This window comes from Neoalteromonas arenosi, from assembly GCF_030362855.1.
Lineage (GTDB): Bacteria > Pseudomonadota > Gammaproteobacteria > Enterobacterales > Alteromonadaceae > Alteromonas_E > Alteromonas_E arenosi.
In genome coordinates, this window is record NZ_JAUCBP010000001.1 from 295,073 (window position 1) to 311,860 (window position 16,788).

Here is a 16,788-nt window from a genome sequence, read left to right on the forward strand (position 1 = left end):
ATGTTGGACCCCAAAAAGCTTGAAGAAATCGCCAAACAAATCTCTGATGCCGTGCCTCCAGGGGTTAAAAATATGGCAGAAGAAGCTGAGAGTAAAATCAAGCAAGTTCTACAAAGTCAGCTATCTAAACTCGACCTCGTTACCCGGGAAGAATTTGACGTCCAAACACAAGTGCTGATCCGCACGCGTGAAAAACTTGAAGCACTAGAAGCACGACTCGCGGCACTGGAGACACCAGACAACAAAGACGCATAAGTGTGTAAGCGCACACTTACTTTTTACTGTGCGGTGTAACCACCATCCACGGCATACAAACTGCCAGTAATAAACTGCGCCTCATCACTGAGTAAAAATCCTGTCAGAGCCGCTACATCACGTGGCTGCCCCAACTTACCCAAGGGTTGCGCGGCCGCTTCTTCTGCAACAACATCCGCTTTGTTGTCGCCGCTTTTAGCCACGTAGTTATCAATAGCCTTATGAAATAAAGGGGTTTCGATAGTGCCCGGGCATACAGCGTTCGAGCGAATATTGTATGCGGCATAATCCAGGGCTGTTGTTTTGGCAATAGACCCAAGCGCGGCTTTAGATAGGCCATAGGCAAATGAATGGGTTTTGCCCACTGTGGTTTGATCGGAGCCCATGACGACTATGGCGCCGTTTTTTTGTTTTTTCATCTGCGGCAACACTGCTTTTATTGCTGCGTAGGCGCCTTTAACGTTAAGCGCGAGCACTTGATCTAAAAGTGCTTCACTGGTCTCCTCAATGGTCGCCGATACATGCATTCCCGCATTACACACGAGACGGTCGATACGCCCGTAGCGCTGGACGCACTCTTGGATAACATGGCTCACACGCTCGACATTGCTTACATCACATTCCATCCAGATAGCACCGGTAACTGATTCAGTAAAATCAGCGAGATCCAAATTGATAACAAACGCTCCACTTTTTACTTGTTGCTGCGCGATGGCTAGGCCAATTCCCATACTACCGCCAGTAATAATCGTTACAGGTTGCCCCACGCGTATTCTCCAATTCAGTTTAAAGTAGTTCGTATGCCAGCGATAGGCGCAATCCAACAACCATCGCATCGCGATAAGTAGCACTTGGATTAACGATGTATTGTACATTAGGTTGTAGCACGATGTTGCCATCGAGCATGTATTGATACGTCAACTCGATATTCGTTTCATGCGACTTGCTCACATCGGGATCCATTGCAGCGGCGACCGTTTCGCCGTTGCGCAAATAGGCAATTGCAATGCCAATAGTGTCATCTGGCCGAGCAGGCAAAAGGCCTTGATGCGTAACGCCAGCGGCAAAAAAACGGTCGAACAGATTAAAATTCGAATCGGCAAACCCTAGGCGGTAAAACGCATGAGTTTGCGGCGTGAAAATACTGGACTCGTAGCGCAGGTACAGCCCCAAATTACCGCTATCAGGCTCAGTCTCTGCCGTGTTCGCAAGTGTCAGTGGCTGACTTTTTGAGTATTGCCATGCGCCTAGTAATAATTTGCTATCTCGCTGAGAGAACTCGTATTCGAAAATACTGAAATAACCAGATCCTGAATTGATTTCGATATTAGGTGCATTGTTTGAAGTCTCTGCACCCGGCACGCCATCCATTACTGCTACGCGTACCAAATGATTTTCATTCCAAGCCCACTGACCTCTAACGGCGAAGCTGTAAAATGGATAAATAGAAGGCCCATTTTCTCCTGTGAGGGCTAACTCACTGCCGATACCGTGAGCACTATTGATAAACAGTCCAGCACTATCTAATACATCGAACTCACTGTTGATGTCATACAACCCAAGCTTAAGCGAACCCTGTATCCCAGCTAACTCTAATGTAGCTGTCGCCAACTTGGTAAAATGTCCGCCACCTTCCAAATTTGACACCACTTGGATATCACCAACAATGGCTTCAGAAAGCCCTTTACCATTGGTGTAAAAGCCACTCATATCGGCATTTAATATCCAGTCATCGTTCAATTCAAAGCTGTGGTTGATGTTGATTTCGAAGAGATCTAAATAGGTGTCACCGGTACGTATGCCACCTTGTGTGTTATGAAAATAGTCGCCGGTGTAGGCGAGTTCTACTTGTGTTGCTTGAGCACCTACACACAACAATACCGAACTAGCTACTAATAAGGAGCGCATAATAAAAATCAAAGTAAGCCTTCATTTAAGTCAATACAACAGCAAGGATATACTGCCGCCGTGCGAACCGCAGCTAAAATTACTATCCAGTTACGACCTTCATCAGGTTAGTTTTTGCGTTGGCTTGGTTTCTGTCCCTTCTGCTTTAACTACTGCAAAGAGACATGTACTGATAGAAATGGGCAGCTGACTACGCAGTAGCCAGCCGCCAGAGAATGGTTAAAAAGACTGGTTTTGGTTGACCGCATTTTTCGTATTTTGTCTTGGCGTTTGCCACACAAAATCGCTGTATTGCTGGCCAAATCCAATTAGCTGTAGTGAGTAGTTTCGGCGAGTAGAACTATCTTCGGCTACCCCTATATCATCTGAAGTGAGTCCTGCGGCCGGTCCATTTGTCGCGGTAAAAGTCCCTTCATAACTGATGAACATGACTACAACCCCAGTGTCATCGACCAGAGCTAATCCGTCAGGGCCACCATTTTGAAGTCCTGCGAAATTGAATGCCTGAGTACCGTAGCCGTTTTGTTGATTGGCAATGGTGCCTGACAGGTTAACCGTTTGATATAGCTGTCCGTTGCCGCCATTGTAGGCCACTAAACTCCAACCGTTCAGGTCGGTACCTGCCTGTCCCGCTATTTCAACAAACTCATTTTTGTCACCACCTTTGTTGTCGTAGTGGAATTCATTGATCCACGGCGTAATCACAACCGGCGCAACTACAATAACGTCTGCACTTGCTGTATCGCTGGCGCCTTGATCATCAGTAACGGTTAACGTTACGGTATAGCTTCCGCTAGTAGCATAGCTATGTGATGGTGCCATCACGCTTGCGATAGAGCCGTCGCCGAAGGTCCAAGCATAACTGACAATTGCACCGTCGGAGTCACTACTTTGACTTGCGTCAAATGTGCAGGTTAACGCATCACAGGCGCTGATAAATGCCGCCACAGGTGCTTCGTTGACTGGACCGCCTATAAAACTTTGCCCGCTATTGATTTGACCTGGTGAAGATTGGCTAGGTGCTACCCAATAGAACTCTGAATACCGCGAACCGGCGCCACTCAGTTGTAATGAATACCCTACAGGCGTCGATGATGTTTCACTAACGCCAATGTCGGTGGATTGCAAGCCAGCGGCAGGGCCATCCGTCGCAATAAGCGAGCCTTCATAACTGATAAACTGGATCACATTCCCAGCGTTGTCAATCAACGCTAAGCCATCAGGCGAGCCGTTTTGTAGGCCTGAGGCAGCAAAACTAAGCGTACCCATTCCGTTCGCTTGGTTGGCCAATGTTCCCGATAGCGCTATTGTTTTGTAAGCGGTGCCGCCATTACCGTTGTATGCGACAATACTATAACCGTCTAACACAGTACCTTGAGTACCTGCGATTTCAATAAACTCGCCAGTGTCCGTGCCGTCATTGTCATAATGGATTTCGTTTATCCAAGCAGCCGCTTCAGAGGGCGTTCCACCCCCACTGATAATGCCAGAAACTTCATTACTGAATGCCGATTGATTGTTACTGCTATCAATCGCAGAAACCACATAGAAGTATGTAGTGTCAGGACTGACATTGGTATCCGTATAACTTGTAGTTGTTATGATGCCAGCATTGATACGGCTATAACCAGATCCAGCAACAGTACTGCGGTATACATGATAGCCGGCTAAATCAGGCTCAATGTTACTGTCCCAACCAAGCGCTATGGTCGAGTCATTGCTAACAGCGGCTAGGTTAGTAGGCGCATTTGGCGGCGTCGTATCGCCACCACCGCCAGAGCAGATGTTTTCAAATATACAGCTGGCAAATTCTGGGTGATCAATAAATGGGTTGCGATTGCCCTGGTGTGAAAACACCGCTTCATTGTGGCGACGCTCAAAATCATCAACTGGGTCATTATTGTGCCAGTTGATCAGCACTGAGAGCAGCCCCATGTAGGCCACGTCAATATTAGCGCCCGTATTTGATGCTGCAATTAGCGTGCGGTCATCAGTTAAGATTAAGTCGGGCTCTTGGACACCGGTGACATTGTGCGTTCCGCCTTCGTAACGGACAGCCATGTACATCATGGCTCTGGCGACATCACCTTTACGTGCATCCCAGGTCTCCCAGCTACCATCAGAAAATGAGCCTGCGGTAAAGTTAGAGTCGGCGTTACTGCCACCACGCCCGTTATTTAAAATGGTTATTTTTTCGATACAAGCAACATCGCACTCGGCATACGGCTTATTGCTCCGCGAAGAATTATAACCACTGTCGGCGATAAATAAGTGATGCGCATCAGTATAGGGGTAATTGCTGCTTCCATCAGATGGGAAACCATAGGATTTTGGCCAACTGTGCTCTCGATTATAAAAAGAGTTTCCGCCACCGACTTTGGCGTAAGTTTCATTCTTATAAATAGTGATTACATTATTGGGGTTATCTGGGTCTTCATCAGCAGCTTCTAGAATGTCCCACGTGTCTGTAGAAGAAGACGTATAGGGAAAGCGCTGGTGGTCGTCAATGATCTCATGTAGCGAGCTTCTGAGAGTTGTCGCGTTCGTTTGGTCGACTGTGTCGTAGTATCCCGGCGGAGGCGCTGCAAAAACAGACGAACACAGAAAAATAGTTGGCAGCATAAGCCAACGATGCTTATAGGGTTTGTATTGCATGGTGATGCTCTTTTTATTGTTATTCTGCTTCCATGCGCTCGGTGTGAAATCCGTCGCAAATTTATTCTATGCCAAAAACCGCTCTATTTTGTGACTTTTTTATGAAATTGACACAGCGGCAAAAAATGAGGCAGTTACAAGTAGGTATGAAACTAACGTTATTACAAACCCACAATCATGCGTAACATGGATAGGATCAATATCGGCCTATTCGATAGGCTATACTGAATAGTTCTGGAATTACTATGAATCTATAACGCGTATATGTATTACAGGATATCCCTTTTTTTCTTTTTATTTGCTCTAAGTATATCAATTTACGGCCAGACCAGTGGCGATGCAGAACAAGTAAATCCGGAGGTTTTAAAACAGCCTGATGTGCAACCTACGTTTACGGTTGCAATAAATCACTTTCCACCATACTCAATTCTAAATGAGGGGAGCCCACCTTCTGGAACAAACGTCGATGCAATCAAAATCATTGCCGAAAAGCTGCAAATGCAGGTCGATTATATAGAGTGTCCATTTGCACGCTGTGTTGTTTTACTTAAAAGAGGGATAGCAGATGTTTTCATTGGATTGTCATATGACGAAGAAAGAGCAGAGTTTCTACATTACGTAGAACCGTATATTGCGACAGGCAGCGTCCAAGGATTTTACGTTAGAAAGGATTCGGGAATAACAATTGGCCAATTTACCGACCTTGAGGGTTTAGTTGTAGGTATGATCCGCCACAGCTTGTATTTTGCTCAATTTGATCAGTCTACTTCGGTTACTAAATTTGAAGCGAATTCGCATTCACAGCTCATCGACCTGTTGCTTTACAAACGGATTGATACATTTATTGGTTCTGAAGATAGGTTACGCTACTTGCTGCAGAAAGAAGGTTTGTCGGACCGGATTATACAACAAAAATTCTCCATAGCTGATGACAGGAAAGTCTATCTAGTCCTGTCAAAGCGATCGAAACACACCGGCTCGTTGGAATTAATTAGTGACGCGTTAGCTTACGCTATAAGTAAAAATATATTTAAAATACCTGTAAATGCAGACCACAGTGACGGTTAGCAGAGTCCGTGTCGTCTGCATCTGTGTTACACGCTAGGCAAGCAGTTTAAGGTTGGCCACCTCTGGCTTTAAAAAACGCACCAATTAGAATCTAAAGGTGCCTAACAAAGTTGCTGAGCCTAACACTGACTCGTCCACATCCATACCCAATCCAAATTGGATGGATGCATGTTCATTGAACCAATAATCAGTACCAATTTCGGCAATAGTTGTGGAGTCACCACTGAAGTTATCTTGATTGATGATATCGAGGGAAATACTCCAGTTTTTGCGCATGTAGTAATTCGCAGAAATCTCAAGAGCATCGTCATCATCGCCAGCGATAGCTCTAAAGACAATATCCCAACCAGGGTTAAAATTTTGAGCCCCCCTGTCAAAGCTCACATAACGAGCAAACACAGTGCCGGAATATTCATCACTGTTATTAAAATCATCATCTATAAACAATGCGCTTATCCCGGCACCAACCTCCCAATGTTCGGACACAAAATGCCCCGTTTCAAGCGAGAGACCATGAACATCCTCAAAATCATCTCCAAAGTATTGGTAATTAGCTCGAATATTCCAGTCATTGTCTAAGAACCATTCACCGCCAAGGCTATAAAAATCGAGATCAGCAATGCCAAAATATGATGCATTAACATTATCTGTGCGTTGCATGTAAGGGCTAATGCGATACGCTTGATCGTCTATAGATACAGGCTGTAAATAATATCGATAATTAACCCCGATGAACTGATCATTGGCGGAGCGTATATCGGAAAATCCCATGGAAAACTCGTGATTGATAGTCTCATCCGCATACGCTGAAAAATTAAATGCAAGAAGTGAAAGTGATAGCAACGAAGTGTATTTCAACAATAGTCCCTTATTAGTTGTGATTGAATATGAACTAAGCCTAACGTTGTAATTACAACCCTACATAGGCTTCTCTAACAATAGAGCGGATTGTACTGATAAAAGTTCAAAAATGCTTTAAATCTCTTATATTTATCCACTTATCGCTAACTTTTTGAGCGACTTGGACAATAATCAGTCGTTTGATTTTGAGCAATATTCGAGGCAAAGAATGATCAAAGTGTTCTGATACCTATCGCTGGAGGAACTGCTATCAGGAACGGTCCGCCTCTTTAAAACGGGTTCTTATGTTCACATCACTTTTATTCAACAACTCTATGTGTTTTGAATATTCCGTAAATGCAACCCACTGGACGGATTATCACTATAATAGCAGTGGTGTATTGATTACGAATAGGAAACCGAGGGAAGCTGGTGAATAATATAGATTGCTTTATTGAACTTACAAAACCCCTTCGAGTTGGTATGAAACAATGTACGTCGTGGGCACTATCTTTTTTACTGCCATTTATTGTATTTAGCACTGCATTGGCATCGCCTACAGAAAATGAATTTGAGTCTTGCAAAAAGTTAGCCGTCAAAATACTGGAAGCCTGTTTAGAATACAATGAGGAGGAGTGTTGGGTTAAATCCAAAGCAGACTATGAATCATGCCGCTTAAGCGTGTTAGAAATGCACTCTTCGGAACAGCGTAAACAAAGAGGCAAAGCAGAGGCGGAAGAAATGGAAAGACGACGCAAAGAAACTAAGGAAGACGGGCAATAAATATTTAATGAGCCAACTACCACTTATCGTAATAAAGTTGCCCCGGCTCAGAGGAAAACAACTGCGTAGGTTGTAAACAAAGCTAAAGCCGTAAATGTCGTTCTCTGCTGTGTGGATATTGGAATACGCAGCAACATTGTTACAGCTTGATGTTTATCAATGACATTTACCACACTTTCTTTTTGTCTCCGTACCGAGTTATCCAACCCATCACATAAGCAAAAAGAAAAATAGCTGGCGTAAGTAAGGCATGAGGCTCAATAAAAATCCAGCTAATAAAACCAAGCAACACCACTGTGATATCGGCCAATATAACAGGTGAAAACGCGCAATCTGCGTAAATGACAAACTATCTTAAAATTGGAAATTCAAAAATAGGAAGTACGAAGTTGCGACGGTCCACTCCACATTCGCAGCTGAAGAATGGCCTTGTCTGGCAATGAAAGACAATAAGCGGTCGCTAGATATAATCAGGGGCAAAAACAATTGAATTTGGATCAATAAGAAGCCGAATTGCTATGCTTACAATTATGTTTCATTGGTGTAGAGGAATCTACTTTTTCAGCTTTACCTAAATTCTCTAGCAAACCGAAAAAAAGACCAAATTTGGCCATCCAGTTCATTGACACATAAAGAGCTCGGTATTCAGTTAATATACATCTAAGTGTCTTGAACTCTCTCGCCCTATATTCTCTGGGTATATCCTCAGGGTATGAAACATTTTCTTGCGACAAGAGCCGTTCAAAGTCAATAGGGTTTCTTGTCATAACATGAAGTAAAAATTGTTCCCCTGAGGCTGGACATACAAGTTCCGGAGAAAATATCGCTACTGAATAAAATTCTTCTTCAGTTAAGTCTGAATTTCTCATGAACTGGTCAGTTATCGTCTGATATAAATCTTCAGTATTACTTGATCCAAAGCCTGAACAGAGAATATTTATGTTGTTTAGTGATATTTGATTTCCAGAAACATTAACAGTGTTGGCAAAAGCAAAGTTAAAAAAACTCAAAAGAATTATCGCGTATTTCATATTTACCCACTCAATATTACTGGCCTTTTAATTTATACATTACTTTTGGAGCTTTGTCTTAACGGCGGCTAATTCTCTCTGAAAACGATCTATTAGGACAAGCTCATGGGGGCGCTGTATGTCCTTTTAAATTTTCTGCCATAATATTTAACTAATCTATTGAAATTAAGCTTGATGCTCTTTTTTCGTGCACTGCTGTCTCGAACTGACAGTCAGGAATACGTACGCAATTGAAAAAAGGCCTTGTCTGGCAATAAAAGACAAGGAGCCGACGTTCGCATTTTGGGATTTTTTAACAGTGGATAATTGCGGGTTTGGGGTGTTGTTCAATCAAAAATTGAATGATTACTTTGCCTTGATTGCTGACATTCATAAATGCATAAGGACCTTATTGAAACGAAGACTAAACTATTTGCTGTTGATTTAGTTATGCATCCGGTTAGTTTTCACCGTCTAGTTTCACAACCGACTCAAAGTGCTCATCCCTAAGCTTTAACGCTCTCAGTAGAGCTGACTTCCCCGGAGAAGCGAGACTCGTTAGATTCTTTTGTATTAAGTTTGAGTAATAATCGAGTTGCTCTTCAAGTGAAGAAAACCTCTTATTGATTTTGAAGCCCTTGACCAAAGCTATTAATAAAAAATCGACATTAATTTCAGTCGTTGGATAAGCGCTCCTCTGTAAAACTTTTGAATAGATAACATTTATCCATAGGTCTTTAGTAACGGGATCTTGATTAAACAGTAAGGAGCACTTTCTACCTATCAACAAAACAGTTTTGAGAGTTGGGTATTCGTTTACTTTAACCGTTTGACAAGCCTTCTCATCAGTTGCCAGGAACCACGAGAATTTATTAACTACCAAATCAATCATCTACAGTCTTATCCGTTTAACATCAGTTGATTAGATCTCCAAAATTTACGAGCCACTCAATTAAAGTATACGGCTGGCAAACCAATATCCTCATTTACTCTTAACTCCGGGTGTTTCTCGACTATTTGCTCATAGGTCGCTGGATAGTATGTATTAATGAGCTTCATTCGACGTAAATGGTAGACATCGATACTGGGCTGAAATTGCATAAGACTGTCTATCGTGTCTTCTAGTTTTCTGAGATCTGCGACGTTCCTATTAATGTTAAGGGTTATATGCAGCGGATCTTGGCCGAGAGCATCAGTATGAAACATCACTCGTTTATCTAGTAAATAATCAAGTAACTCAATATCTCGATTGAGTGCGGCATAAAACACCAGTGTCTTTCCAAAGCGGTCACCATAATTAATCGGGGCACCCGCATCGAGCATACTTTCTATCGACGATTTCTTAAGCAACCGCCAAATCGCTAGTTCAGAATAGTCATCTAGCTCGTTACGCAGAGGTGTAGAAAAAACAGCGGGATGAATTTCAGGGCCAAAGCTCAATAATTTCAGCAGTACCCATTGAAGCTGAGTCTCATGAAACGGCGCGGATAAAGCAAGCTCAAGTGCTTGATCTACCTTCTCATCTCTAAATAACTCATAAGCCGTGTTCATCCTATCCATCAAGTCTTCGGTTACCGCTTTTTTCGGAGTAGTTTGCACCATATGTCGATTATAAAAATCTATCAAATACGGATCTATATATGCCAACTCAGCCAGTAGGTTTGCTTGGTCTTTTGTGTGGTCGTCAGTTAATCTCGTGATTACGTGGAATGCAGACTCTGCAATCCACTCATCCCTTAAACTCAGCTTTGTATCTTCACATTGAGATACAACTTTGTGAATGTTCGCTCCACTCCGTTTGTATGCGTACTCTAGAGCTTGTTGCTCTTTAAGAGCAATTATCAAAGGGTGGCTGGGATCAGCCGTAATACTTTGCCTAGCAGGTATTTGGGTAAGGTCCAGATTAAACTCTATCATTAAATCGGCTAACTGCTCTGCTTCAAATTCGTAGAATTTTCTAGGAAAAGAGCCTTTCACCAACTCTGCGGTTTGTGAACTAAATCTGGCGGGAGCATCTAATGCCATTAACTGTTTTATGACTTGAACGGCTTGCTCTCGTTTACCCGAGTAATACCCATGTTGAAGCGCGTGCAACGCCCATTCCATACTTGAACCTAAGTATTCATCCATTGTTAGTTGATGGCCATTATCCAGCAGCGTCTCAACGATTAATGGTCTTGCCGATAATATTGCGTAGTCAAGTAACGTTATCGCGCCAAACCGAGCATAAGAAACTCTATTATGCGGGTCTTCTAGAGCTGCAATCAGCATTAAAATATCTGGTTCAGGCATTGACGCTTCAACTAAAAAGTAAGCAACGTCATCAACGGTTACTTTGGTTTGAGCAATTATCTGTTTTTTTTCTTCAAGAGTTGCCGCTCTAAAGTTTTCAAAAGCAGGGTTAGGTACTTTTATACTGACGTTAAAACCTAAGTCACTCATCGAAGGAAGCATCGCCAATATTTCGGAGGTAATGGATTTATTCCTTTGTGTTAATGGTGCGTTTGCTCTTAAATATTCCAATCTGAAAGATTCAGCAAAATTACGATTTAAAAAATATTCGACTGCGAGAGTAACTTCATTGAGGGAATAGCGTTCATCTTCTATCAACGCTTTCCACGATTGATAGTTTTCTCTGCTCCATTCGGTATTGTAATTTTCGACATCATTCAAAAATTCAGTGCATAGAGCATAGTTTGCAGTATCAAAATCAACTCCAGAATCCTTATGCGCCTCTGTTTCAATTAATTCGTTATTTATTGGGGCAATCACATCATGATTGTCAGTAGCTTGAATAGCACGGGGTTCAGTTTTTGATGGCCAGAGCCAGTATGCTACAACTAAAGAAATGCTTAACAATAGAAAGATAGCTTTTCCGTGCTTTCTCATCCTTTTACTTCTCATATTTCAAGGCAGTTTCACAGAAAGTCAGTGAAAGTAAAGACTTTCGTCGAGGGCATCAATAGTATCAATCAGCGAAGCATAAGCAAACCTATAACTAGAACAGTACATTGAGACAAGGAGCCGACGTTTGGATTGCTTAAGATATTTTTTACTACTGTTTAAGTATCCCCATCCACAGTGTGCTTATGATTCGTCTATCTTAAAAAACACCTCCTCAAATAGCGAAAGGCTTAACACGTAAACAAATTTGAGTTATTTATAGTGGCTGTGACTCTACGGGATAAAGCATGACCAAATTTTTTTTTGTTTTTCTTATTTCAAGTTTGCTGTACTCGAATAGTGCGTTCAGCAATGAATTCGTTAAGGGGATACAAACGTATCAAAATTCAGCATTATGGTTGCTGGCTCCGAGAGGTAAGGTTTTTTATGAAAAACGTACTGTATGCTCTGAGTCAGAGCTCGACATACTAATCGAAGAAGTTTCAGAAGCTTTTCCATTTATATTGGAAGAGGCAATTATTGAAGCGGCAGTTAAATCAAAAGGCTTCGAGGCTGATTTGCATGAATATCGGGGCGAGTTATTCATGCACCTCACAAGCGAAGACAATATGTTGGCGGAGTACTACAAAGCTAATCAATCCCCATATGTCGCAGTAGTTAAAAAAAGGTTTGATGAAAAATATAGTAGTGTTTACGAAAACAGCTACCTTAAAAGTTACCCTTTATTCGTCTCACAGTTTATAGATAGACAAATCATTACCGCACTGGAATTTCAAATAGAGGCGTGTGAACAGCTTTTCAAATCCTTGCGTTATTTCGATGACCGTGAGCTAACTACTTATAACTTATCTAAGTATATATTTTTAAAAACAGCACAACGTTTGGCCGAGATAAGACTTAATGGTAAAAGCTAAGTAAGATCTCATTCATGTAAGCACTTTTGCGCTTTGTTTCCATTGACTAACTACGAAACATGAACGTCGGCAATACGTACTCAGCCGAAGAATAGCCTTGTCTGTCAAAGAGAATTTCCGGTCGTTCGATTTTGACCAATATTCGAGGCAATGAATGATCAAAGTGTTAGCTAATCGTCTATGTTACTGGGGTAAAATCAGAAGTATACTTACCCACTTTGTTTGACGGTCGAGGTCCGCTTGTACCGTTGCGGGTTTACCTACGTGTCGAATCTACCGACTCCGCTCCTTTGGATGGATAAGCAAGTAGATAGAGCAACACAAGTAACCCCGCCACCGGCGCAAAGATGACCAGTTGCCACCAAGGACTTAGTCCGGCATCGCGTAAACGCCGAGTACAAGCAGCGACCCACGGCAGTAATACAGCCAATGTTGCAATCTGTAGTGGCAACGTGCCCATGACCTCACTGAGCAACTTTGCGAAGCCCAACAGCATAGCCACACTAAGCGTGAACCACCAGAAATCTTCTCGTTTGGTAGTACCGGAAAAATCCAGGCCGCTAATCACACCTTCGCGCATCGAATTAAGGGCTACTTGACTTGGCTTCGGCTCTCTTGCCAGCAAACTCTCCGCAGGCACCTCAAAAACAGCTGAGAGTGCTCGCAAAGACTCACTTGAGATATTAGCGCCAGATTCAAGGCGTTGAATGGTACGAAGGTTTAAACCACTCAGTTCCGCTAATTGATCCTGCGACCATTGGCGGGCAAGGCGTAGCTCACGCAGTCGGTTACTGTTCACGTACATCATTTATGTTTCTCCAAAGTCTCACTAGTCGTCGCTATTATGAGACCGTGAGGCACTATACCGTTACGACACAGCCCTGTTATAAGCACGACTTTAGTCTGACTTCGACGTCGTTTTCCTGAATATAGGGGAATATATCTAATTTGTGCATAACCACAAAAATCTCGACAGTCGATTTTGCTAGCAAAATCGACTGTCGGCAACACGTACGCAACTGAAAAAAGGCCTTGTCTGGCAACAAAAGACAAGGAGCAGACATTCGCATTTTTTGATTTGTAGTATTGGATGATTGCGGATTTAGGGCTTTCGCAACTTCAGATATGAATGATCACTTTGCCTTCATTGCTGACGTTCGTTTTTCTTTGGGAAAAATTGCTGGAAGATAGTTTTCACCATAGTCGTTTGTTATGTTGCGGTTTTACGTTTTAGCTTTGACCAAAGCCAAAGAATACATAGAACCTGTACCAGACTATTCAAAACAAATATTAACCAGTATGTTACTTCGCTAAGTTCATTAAGATTTTGAAGGTGCTGCCAAAATAGATTAATTGGCCCATACAGGACCTTTAAACCATTAATAGTGACAAACGAATAAACATGATCAAACGCCGTCCACTTATCAATGTCCTTGAATCCTAATCCCATGGTTGCCCCTAGAGCCAAAAACGAAAACACTATCGTCAGACCAAGGTGAATTAGCGTTCCAATAAAAATATGCTTTTTATTCATCGAGCAACATAACGCCCCGCATAAAGGGCAGCTAGCTGTGGGCTAAAATCGCGTGCAGCGCGAGCCCACAGGTAGATGTCCGCACGAGCGAAGCGAGTTTTAATGCGATTGTTAGCTGACATTGCCAATAACTAACGCTGATTCTTGGTTAATAACGAATTGATATCCAAAAGCTAGGGTGATTGCAAATATACTTAGGACGTTTAGATATAGTGACATTTGCTTATAGCTTGTTTCGTTATCTCTTTTATCGTAGTGGTCAATTACGGTTAGCACAGCGTTAATAGCGCCCGAGAGCAATGCAACGCAGAAAAACAGCAGAGGCATGCCAGTTAATTCAATAGGGCCAGAGCCTCTTACGCCGGGATATACCAAAGCTCCATTAGTGACGCCGTAGAGACACACAGCAATTAGAAACAGTGCCCAAACGATATTAAAAATTCGGGTCGATTTAGAAATTTTATTCGGAGAGTAATCTTCCATGAATCCTCTTGGCAGCTAACAATTTAATTGTGCGCAATTTGCGCGTTATTCTACCGAGCGTGTACTCGTTTTTATCCATAGTGCCACGATTACCAAGTTCCCGAAAGTCATAGAATACAACGTATACCAAACAATTCTGCGAATTGTATTGCGGACAAAAACAAGCGATTGGGTCGTTTTCCTGAATATGGGAGCAAACACCTGTTTAAAACAAACCGAACAAAACTATTCTGCTTTGCTTCCTTAAGCAGACGTTTAAAAGCATTTAACCGACTACCATCAACTAGGGAGCAAATCGCAGCCATTTTAGAAATATACGAATGTCGGCTTTCTTACTTGTTGCCCCACGGGCAAGAAAAGATAAGTAGCCAACGTTCGCATTTTGTTATTTTTAACAGTGGATAATTGCGGATTTTAGGTATCAACCACTACACATATGAATGATCACTTTGTCTTCATTGCTAACGTTAGTTTTTCATTCGCAATAATTTGCCGCAAGGAAGTTTTCACCATAGTCGTTTGTTAGGTGTCATCTTTTTTAAACCTTGATCGGATAGCTGAATAGCCATAGAAAACAGCGAACACCCAGTATAGTGAAGCCAAGATAGTAAAAGTTATTGGTGCATCTTCCACTACTAAAAATTTTTTATTTGCTCCGCTAAAGATTGCCTATTCGTTGTTTGAAGCGTTTTATTTTGATTAGACACCGGCGAAATTAGAATTATCAAAAAAATACAACAGTAATACGGCCTAGTTTTTCATTTAGAGCCTATTTTTTCTAATTTTGACACAATCATGCGGCCTTACCTGGTGCAAAGCAGCTTGTAGTGTAGACCGCTTAGGAAAACAAATTAGTTGGATCTAAAAAGTATCCATTCCAGCAAGAATTTTCGCTGAATGCTCTCTCTAGAAGATAAAGACAAAATATACAAGTACCCAGACTATAACAGAATAGAAAAACTGTAGAAAAGTAAAGACAACATTATCTGTATTAGCATCTACGACACGAACATTGCCTAAAGTTTTTCCTGTTACGTATGAATAAATTAATATTACTGAAAAAATTAGTAAAACCATCATTAAGCCAAAACTCGGGTCTCGCTTAACAGACGTTTTATCGACGGTAAGCACTATAAGTAGTGCAATAAACAATGAACTAAGGGTAACCCCACAAAAACGTTTAAAAGTTGGTTTATAATGATTCAAACCATTCGACTCCTTTTATTTTATCGGCTTTAACACTTCTTTTTTACATATATCGTATAATCGCAACGCCGGCAGAAAGACATGTATTTGAGGTTTATCAAGCTTCGGTTTAAACATCTTTATTATTTTTTTGTCTTTCAAAAAGGTTATGAGAGGCTTTAACTCTGGAGATAATATATTAACATCTTCGAATATAGGTTCTTGAAATAGCGAGTTAACTTGCTGCAATTGAGTACTTAAACCCAACTGTTTAAGGAAAAACTGAAATTTTTGTACGAAGTTCAATATTTCCAATTTACATCTACCTTTTAAGTGGTGTAACCAATTAAAATAATTGCTCATGTAGCGAGAGAGGTGTTCAGTGCCGCTTTCACTTTCAATTGTTTGTACGAGTCGATTGTGTTCTTGGCCTTTAGTGAATGCAATGAACAAAGGAAATGCACAAAATTCATCACTCACACTCATTAAGTACGCTCTAGAAAACCTGCCATTCCCATCCTGAAATGGGTGAATATTTAGAAACCAAAAATAACTATATAAGCAGCCTAGGGAGCCTTTTTTTTTGTATTCTATCCACTTCAAAAACGCATCATTCACTGCACTAGAACCTCGAGGTTTGAAATTATCGTTATCAAAAGGCATGGTCTCTCTCTGGCCAAGGTAAACGTCGCGAACTCTCAGCTTACCAAACGAGCTGTGACCAGTATGTAAAAGGGCGTGGGCACTCAATAGACTTTCAGGAAGATTTGATGACTCATGCATTAGAGCTTTATATAAAGACTCAAAGGCTTGAATTTTGTGCTCAAACACTTTGGCTTTTAGTGAACCCGAATAATAGATTCCATATTTAGCCATCATAAGATCTTGGGCTGGCATCGATTCGAAATTCTTCAACAATTGGCTTGTACTTCCAAAAATAAGCGACAGTTCTCTAAAAACACGGTTGATTTGCGAATCAAAGTCCAACACTTGCCCTATTCCCGATGACCGACTTTGAGAGAAAAAATTATTAGTAAAGCCACTGTCAATCCAGTTGCTCCAAAACCTAAACCGAGTGTCTCGAACATAGGTTTGAATATAAATAAAAGTGCGAGAAATAGCGGCACTAGTAATATAAGTAACCTCTTAAATTGAATTTTCAACTTAAGACTGGCACCACAACTCGGACATTCTGCATGATTGGATAGAAGCAAAAGTCCAAATAATTTGATGCTTAACTTATTTTTGC

General features: G+C 41.6%; 14 protein-coding genes. 4 read left to right on the plus strand and 10 right to left on the minus strand.

Annotation, left to right across the window (positions count from 1 at the left end; genetic code table 11):
- Entirely contained in the window at nt 1-255 is a 255-nt protein-coding gene (gene ubiK / locus QTP81_RS01325) for a ubiquinone biosynthesis accessory factor UbiK (RefSeq protein WP_289363161.1), read from the plus strand.
- Between the two features lie 23 nt (nt 256-278).
- Here the strand turns inward: ubiK and QTP81_RS01330 are convergent, their stop codons facing one another.
- The 3 genes from QTP81_RS01330 to QTP81_RS01340 form a co-directional block, all read right to left on the minus strand.
- Complete coding sequence (locus QTP81_RS01330; RefSeq protein WP_289363376.1) at nt 279-1,028, minus strand: SDR family NAD(P)-dependent oxidoreductase; 750 nt, start codon at nt 1,026-1,028, stop codon at nt 279-281.
- Between the two features lie 13 nt (nt 1,029-1,041).
- Entirely contained in the window at nt 1,042-2,163 is a 1,122-nt protein-coding gene (locus QTP81_RS01335; RefSeq protein WP_289363163.1) for a carbohydrate porin, read from the minus strand.
- A gap of 219 nt (nt 2,164-2,382) precedes the next feature.
- The gene (locus QTP81_RS01340) at nt 2,383-4,818 is read right to left on the minus strand and encodes an endonuclease (protein ID WP_289363164.1); all 2,436 of its coding nucleotides are present in this window, start codon (nt 4,816-4,818) and stop codon (nt 2,383-2,385) included.
- A gap of 264 nt (nt 4,819-5,082) precedes the next feature.
- Here QTP81_RS01340 and QTP81_RS01345 point away from each other — a divergent pair, with 264 nt between their 5' ends.
- Nucleotides 5,083-5,886: a transporter substrate-binding domain-containing protein gene (locus QTP81_RS01345; RefSeq protein WP_289363165.1), complete on the plus strand. Its 804-nt coding sequence runs from the start codon at nt 5,083-5,085 to the stop codon at nt 5,884-5,886.
- 84 nt (nt 5,887-5,970) lie between these two features.
- Here QTP81_RS01345 and QTP81_RS01350 read toward each other — a convergent pair whose 3' ends face one another.
- The gene (locus QTP81_RS01350; RefSeq protein ID WP_289363166.1) at nt 5,971-6,744 is read right to left on the minus strand and encodes a putative porin; all 774 of its coding nucleotides are present in this window, start codon (nt 6,742-6,744) and stop codon (nt 5,971-5,973) included.
- A gap of 465 nt (nt 6,745-7,209) precedes the next feature.
- On the opposite strand from QTP81_RS01350, the gene QTP81_RS01355 reads away from it, so the two are divergent.
- Nucleotides 7,210-7,509 carry a hypothetical protein gene (locus tag QTP81_RS01355; RefSeq protein ID WP_289363168.1) on the plus strand — a complete coding sequence of 100 codons (300 nt, stop codon included), beginning with the start codon at nt 7,210-7,212 and terminating at the stop codon, nt 7,507-7,509.
- A gap of 497 nt (nt 7,510-8,006) precedes the next feature.
- Here the strand turns inward: QTP81_RS01355 and QTP81_RS01360 are convergent, their stop codons facing one another.
- From QTP81_RS01360 to QTP81_RS01370, 3 genes are all read right to left on the minus strand, one after another.
- Complete coding sequence (locus tag QTP81_RS01360; protein WP_289363170.1) at nt 8,007-8,540, minus strand: hypothetical protein; 534 nt, start codon at nt 8,538-8,540, stop codon at nt 8,007-8,009.
- Nucleotides 8,541-8,979: 439 nt separating this feature from the next.
- Complete coding sequence (locus QTP81_RS01365; protein WP_289363171.1) at nt 8,980-9,411, minus strand: hypothetical protein; 432 nt, start codon at nt 9,409-9,411, stop codon at nt 8,980-8,982.
- A 56-nt stretch (nt 9,412-9,467) separates the two neighbouring features.
- Nucleotides 9,468-11,408, minus strand: coding sequence for an ankyrin repeat domain-containing protein (locus QTP81_RS01370; RefSeq protein WP_289363172.1), 1,941 nt, complete (start codon nt 11,406-11,408; stop codon nt 9,468-9,470).
- Nucleotides 11,409-11,710: 302 nt separating this feature from the next.
- Between QTP81_RS01370 and QTP81_RS01375 the strand changes: the two genes are divergently transcribed.
- A complete protein-coding gene (locus QTP81_RS01375; RefSeq protein ID WP_289363173.1) occupies nt 11,711-12,337 on the plus strand; it encodes a hypothetical protein in 627 nt (208 codons plus the stop codon).
- A gap of 256 nt (nt 12,338-12,593) precedes the next feature.
- On the opposite strand, the gene QTP81_RS01380 is transcribed toward QTP81_RS01375, so the two are convergent.
- The 3 genes from QTP81_RS01380 to QTP81_RS01390 form a co-directional block, all read right to left on the minus strand.
- Complete coding sequence (locus tag QTP81_RS01380) at nt 12,594-13,145, minus strand: DUF805 domain-containing protein (RefSeq protein ID WP_289363174.1); 552 nt, start codon at nt 13,143-13,145, stop codon at nt 12,594-12,596.
- Nucleotides 13,146-13,982: 837 nt separating this feature from the next.
- A complete protein-coding gene (locus tag QTP81_RS01385) occupies nt 13,983-14,354 on the minus strand; it encodes a hypothetical protein (protein ID WP_289363175.1) in 372 nt (123 codons plus the stop codon).
- Nucleotides 14,355-15,575: 1,221 nt separating this feature from the next.
- Nucleotides 15,576-16,529, minus strand: a complete 954-nt coding sequence (locus QTP81_RS01390; protein WP_289363176.1) for a Fic family protein — start codon at nt 16,527-16,529, stop codon at nt 15,576-15,578.
- Nucleotides 16,530-16,788: the final 259 nt, after the last annotated feature.

What these genes read in the sequence shown, in the direction of transcription:
- QTP81_RS01360 (WP_289363170.1), bottom strand. Translation starts at nt 8,540, where the DNA reads ATGAAATACGCGATAATTCTTTTGAGTTTTTTTAACTTTGCTTTTGCC.
- QTP81_RS01335 (WP_289363163.1), bottom strand. Translation starts at nt 2,163, where the DNA reads ATGCGCTCCTTATTAGTAGCTAGTTCGGTATTGTTGTGTGTAGGTGCT.
- QTP81_RS01380 (WP_289363174.1), bottom strand. Translation starts at nt 13,145, where the DNA reads ATGATGTACGTGAACAGTAACCGACTGCGTGAGCTACGCCTTGCCCGC.
- QTP81_RS01355 (WP_289363168.1), top strand. Translation starts at nt 7,210, where the DNA reads ATGAAACAATGTACGTCGTGGGCACTATCTTTTTTACTGCCATTTATT.
- ubiK (WP_289363161.1), top strand. Translation starts at nt 1, where the DNA reads ATGTTGGACCCCAAAAAGCTTGAAGAAATCGCCAAACAAATCTCTGAT.
- QTP81_RS01365 (WP_289363171.1), bottom strand. Translation starts at nt 9,411, where the DNA reads ATGATTGATTTGGTAGTTAATAAATTCTCGTGGTTCCTGGCAACTGAT.
- QTP81_RS01340 (WP_289363164.1), bottom strand. Translation starts at nt 4,818, where the DNA reads ATGCAATACAAACCCTATAAGCATCGTTGGCTTATGCTGCCAACTATT.
- QTP81_RS01370 (WP_289363172.1), bottom strand. Translation starts at nt 11,408, where the DNA reads ATGAGAAAGCACGGAAAAGCTATCTTTCTATTGTTAAGCATTTCTTTA.
- QTP81_RS01345 (WP_289363165.1), top strand. Translation starts at nt 5,083, where the DNA reads ATGTATTACAGGATATCCCTTTTTTTCTTTTTATTTGCTCTAAGTATA.
- QTP81_RS01375 (WP_289363173.1), top strand. Translation starts at nt 11,711, where the DNA reads ATGACCAAATTTTTTTTTGTTTTTCTTATTTCAAGTTTGCTGTACTCG.
- QTP81_RS01385 (WP_289363175.1), bottom strand. Translation starts at nt 14,354, where the DNA reads ATGGAAGATTACTCTCCGAATAAAATTTCTAAATCGACCCGAATTTTT.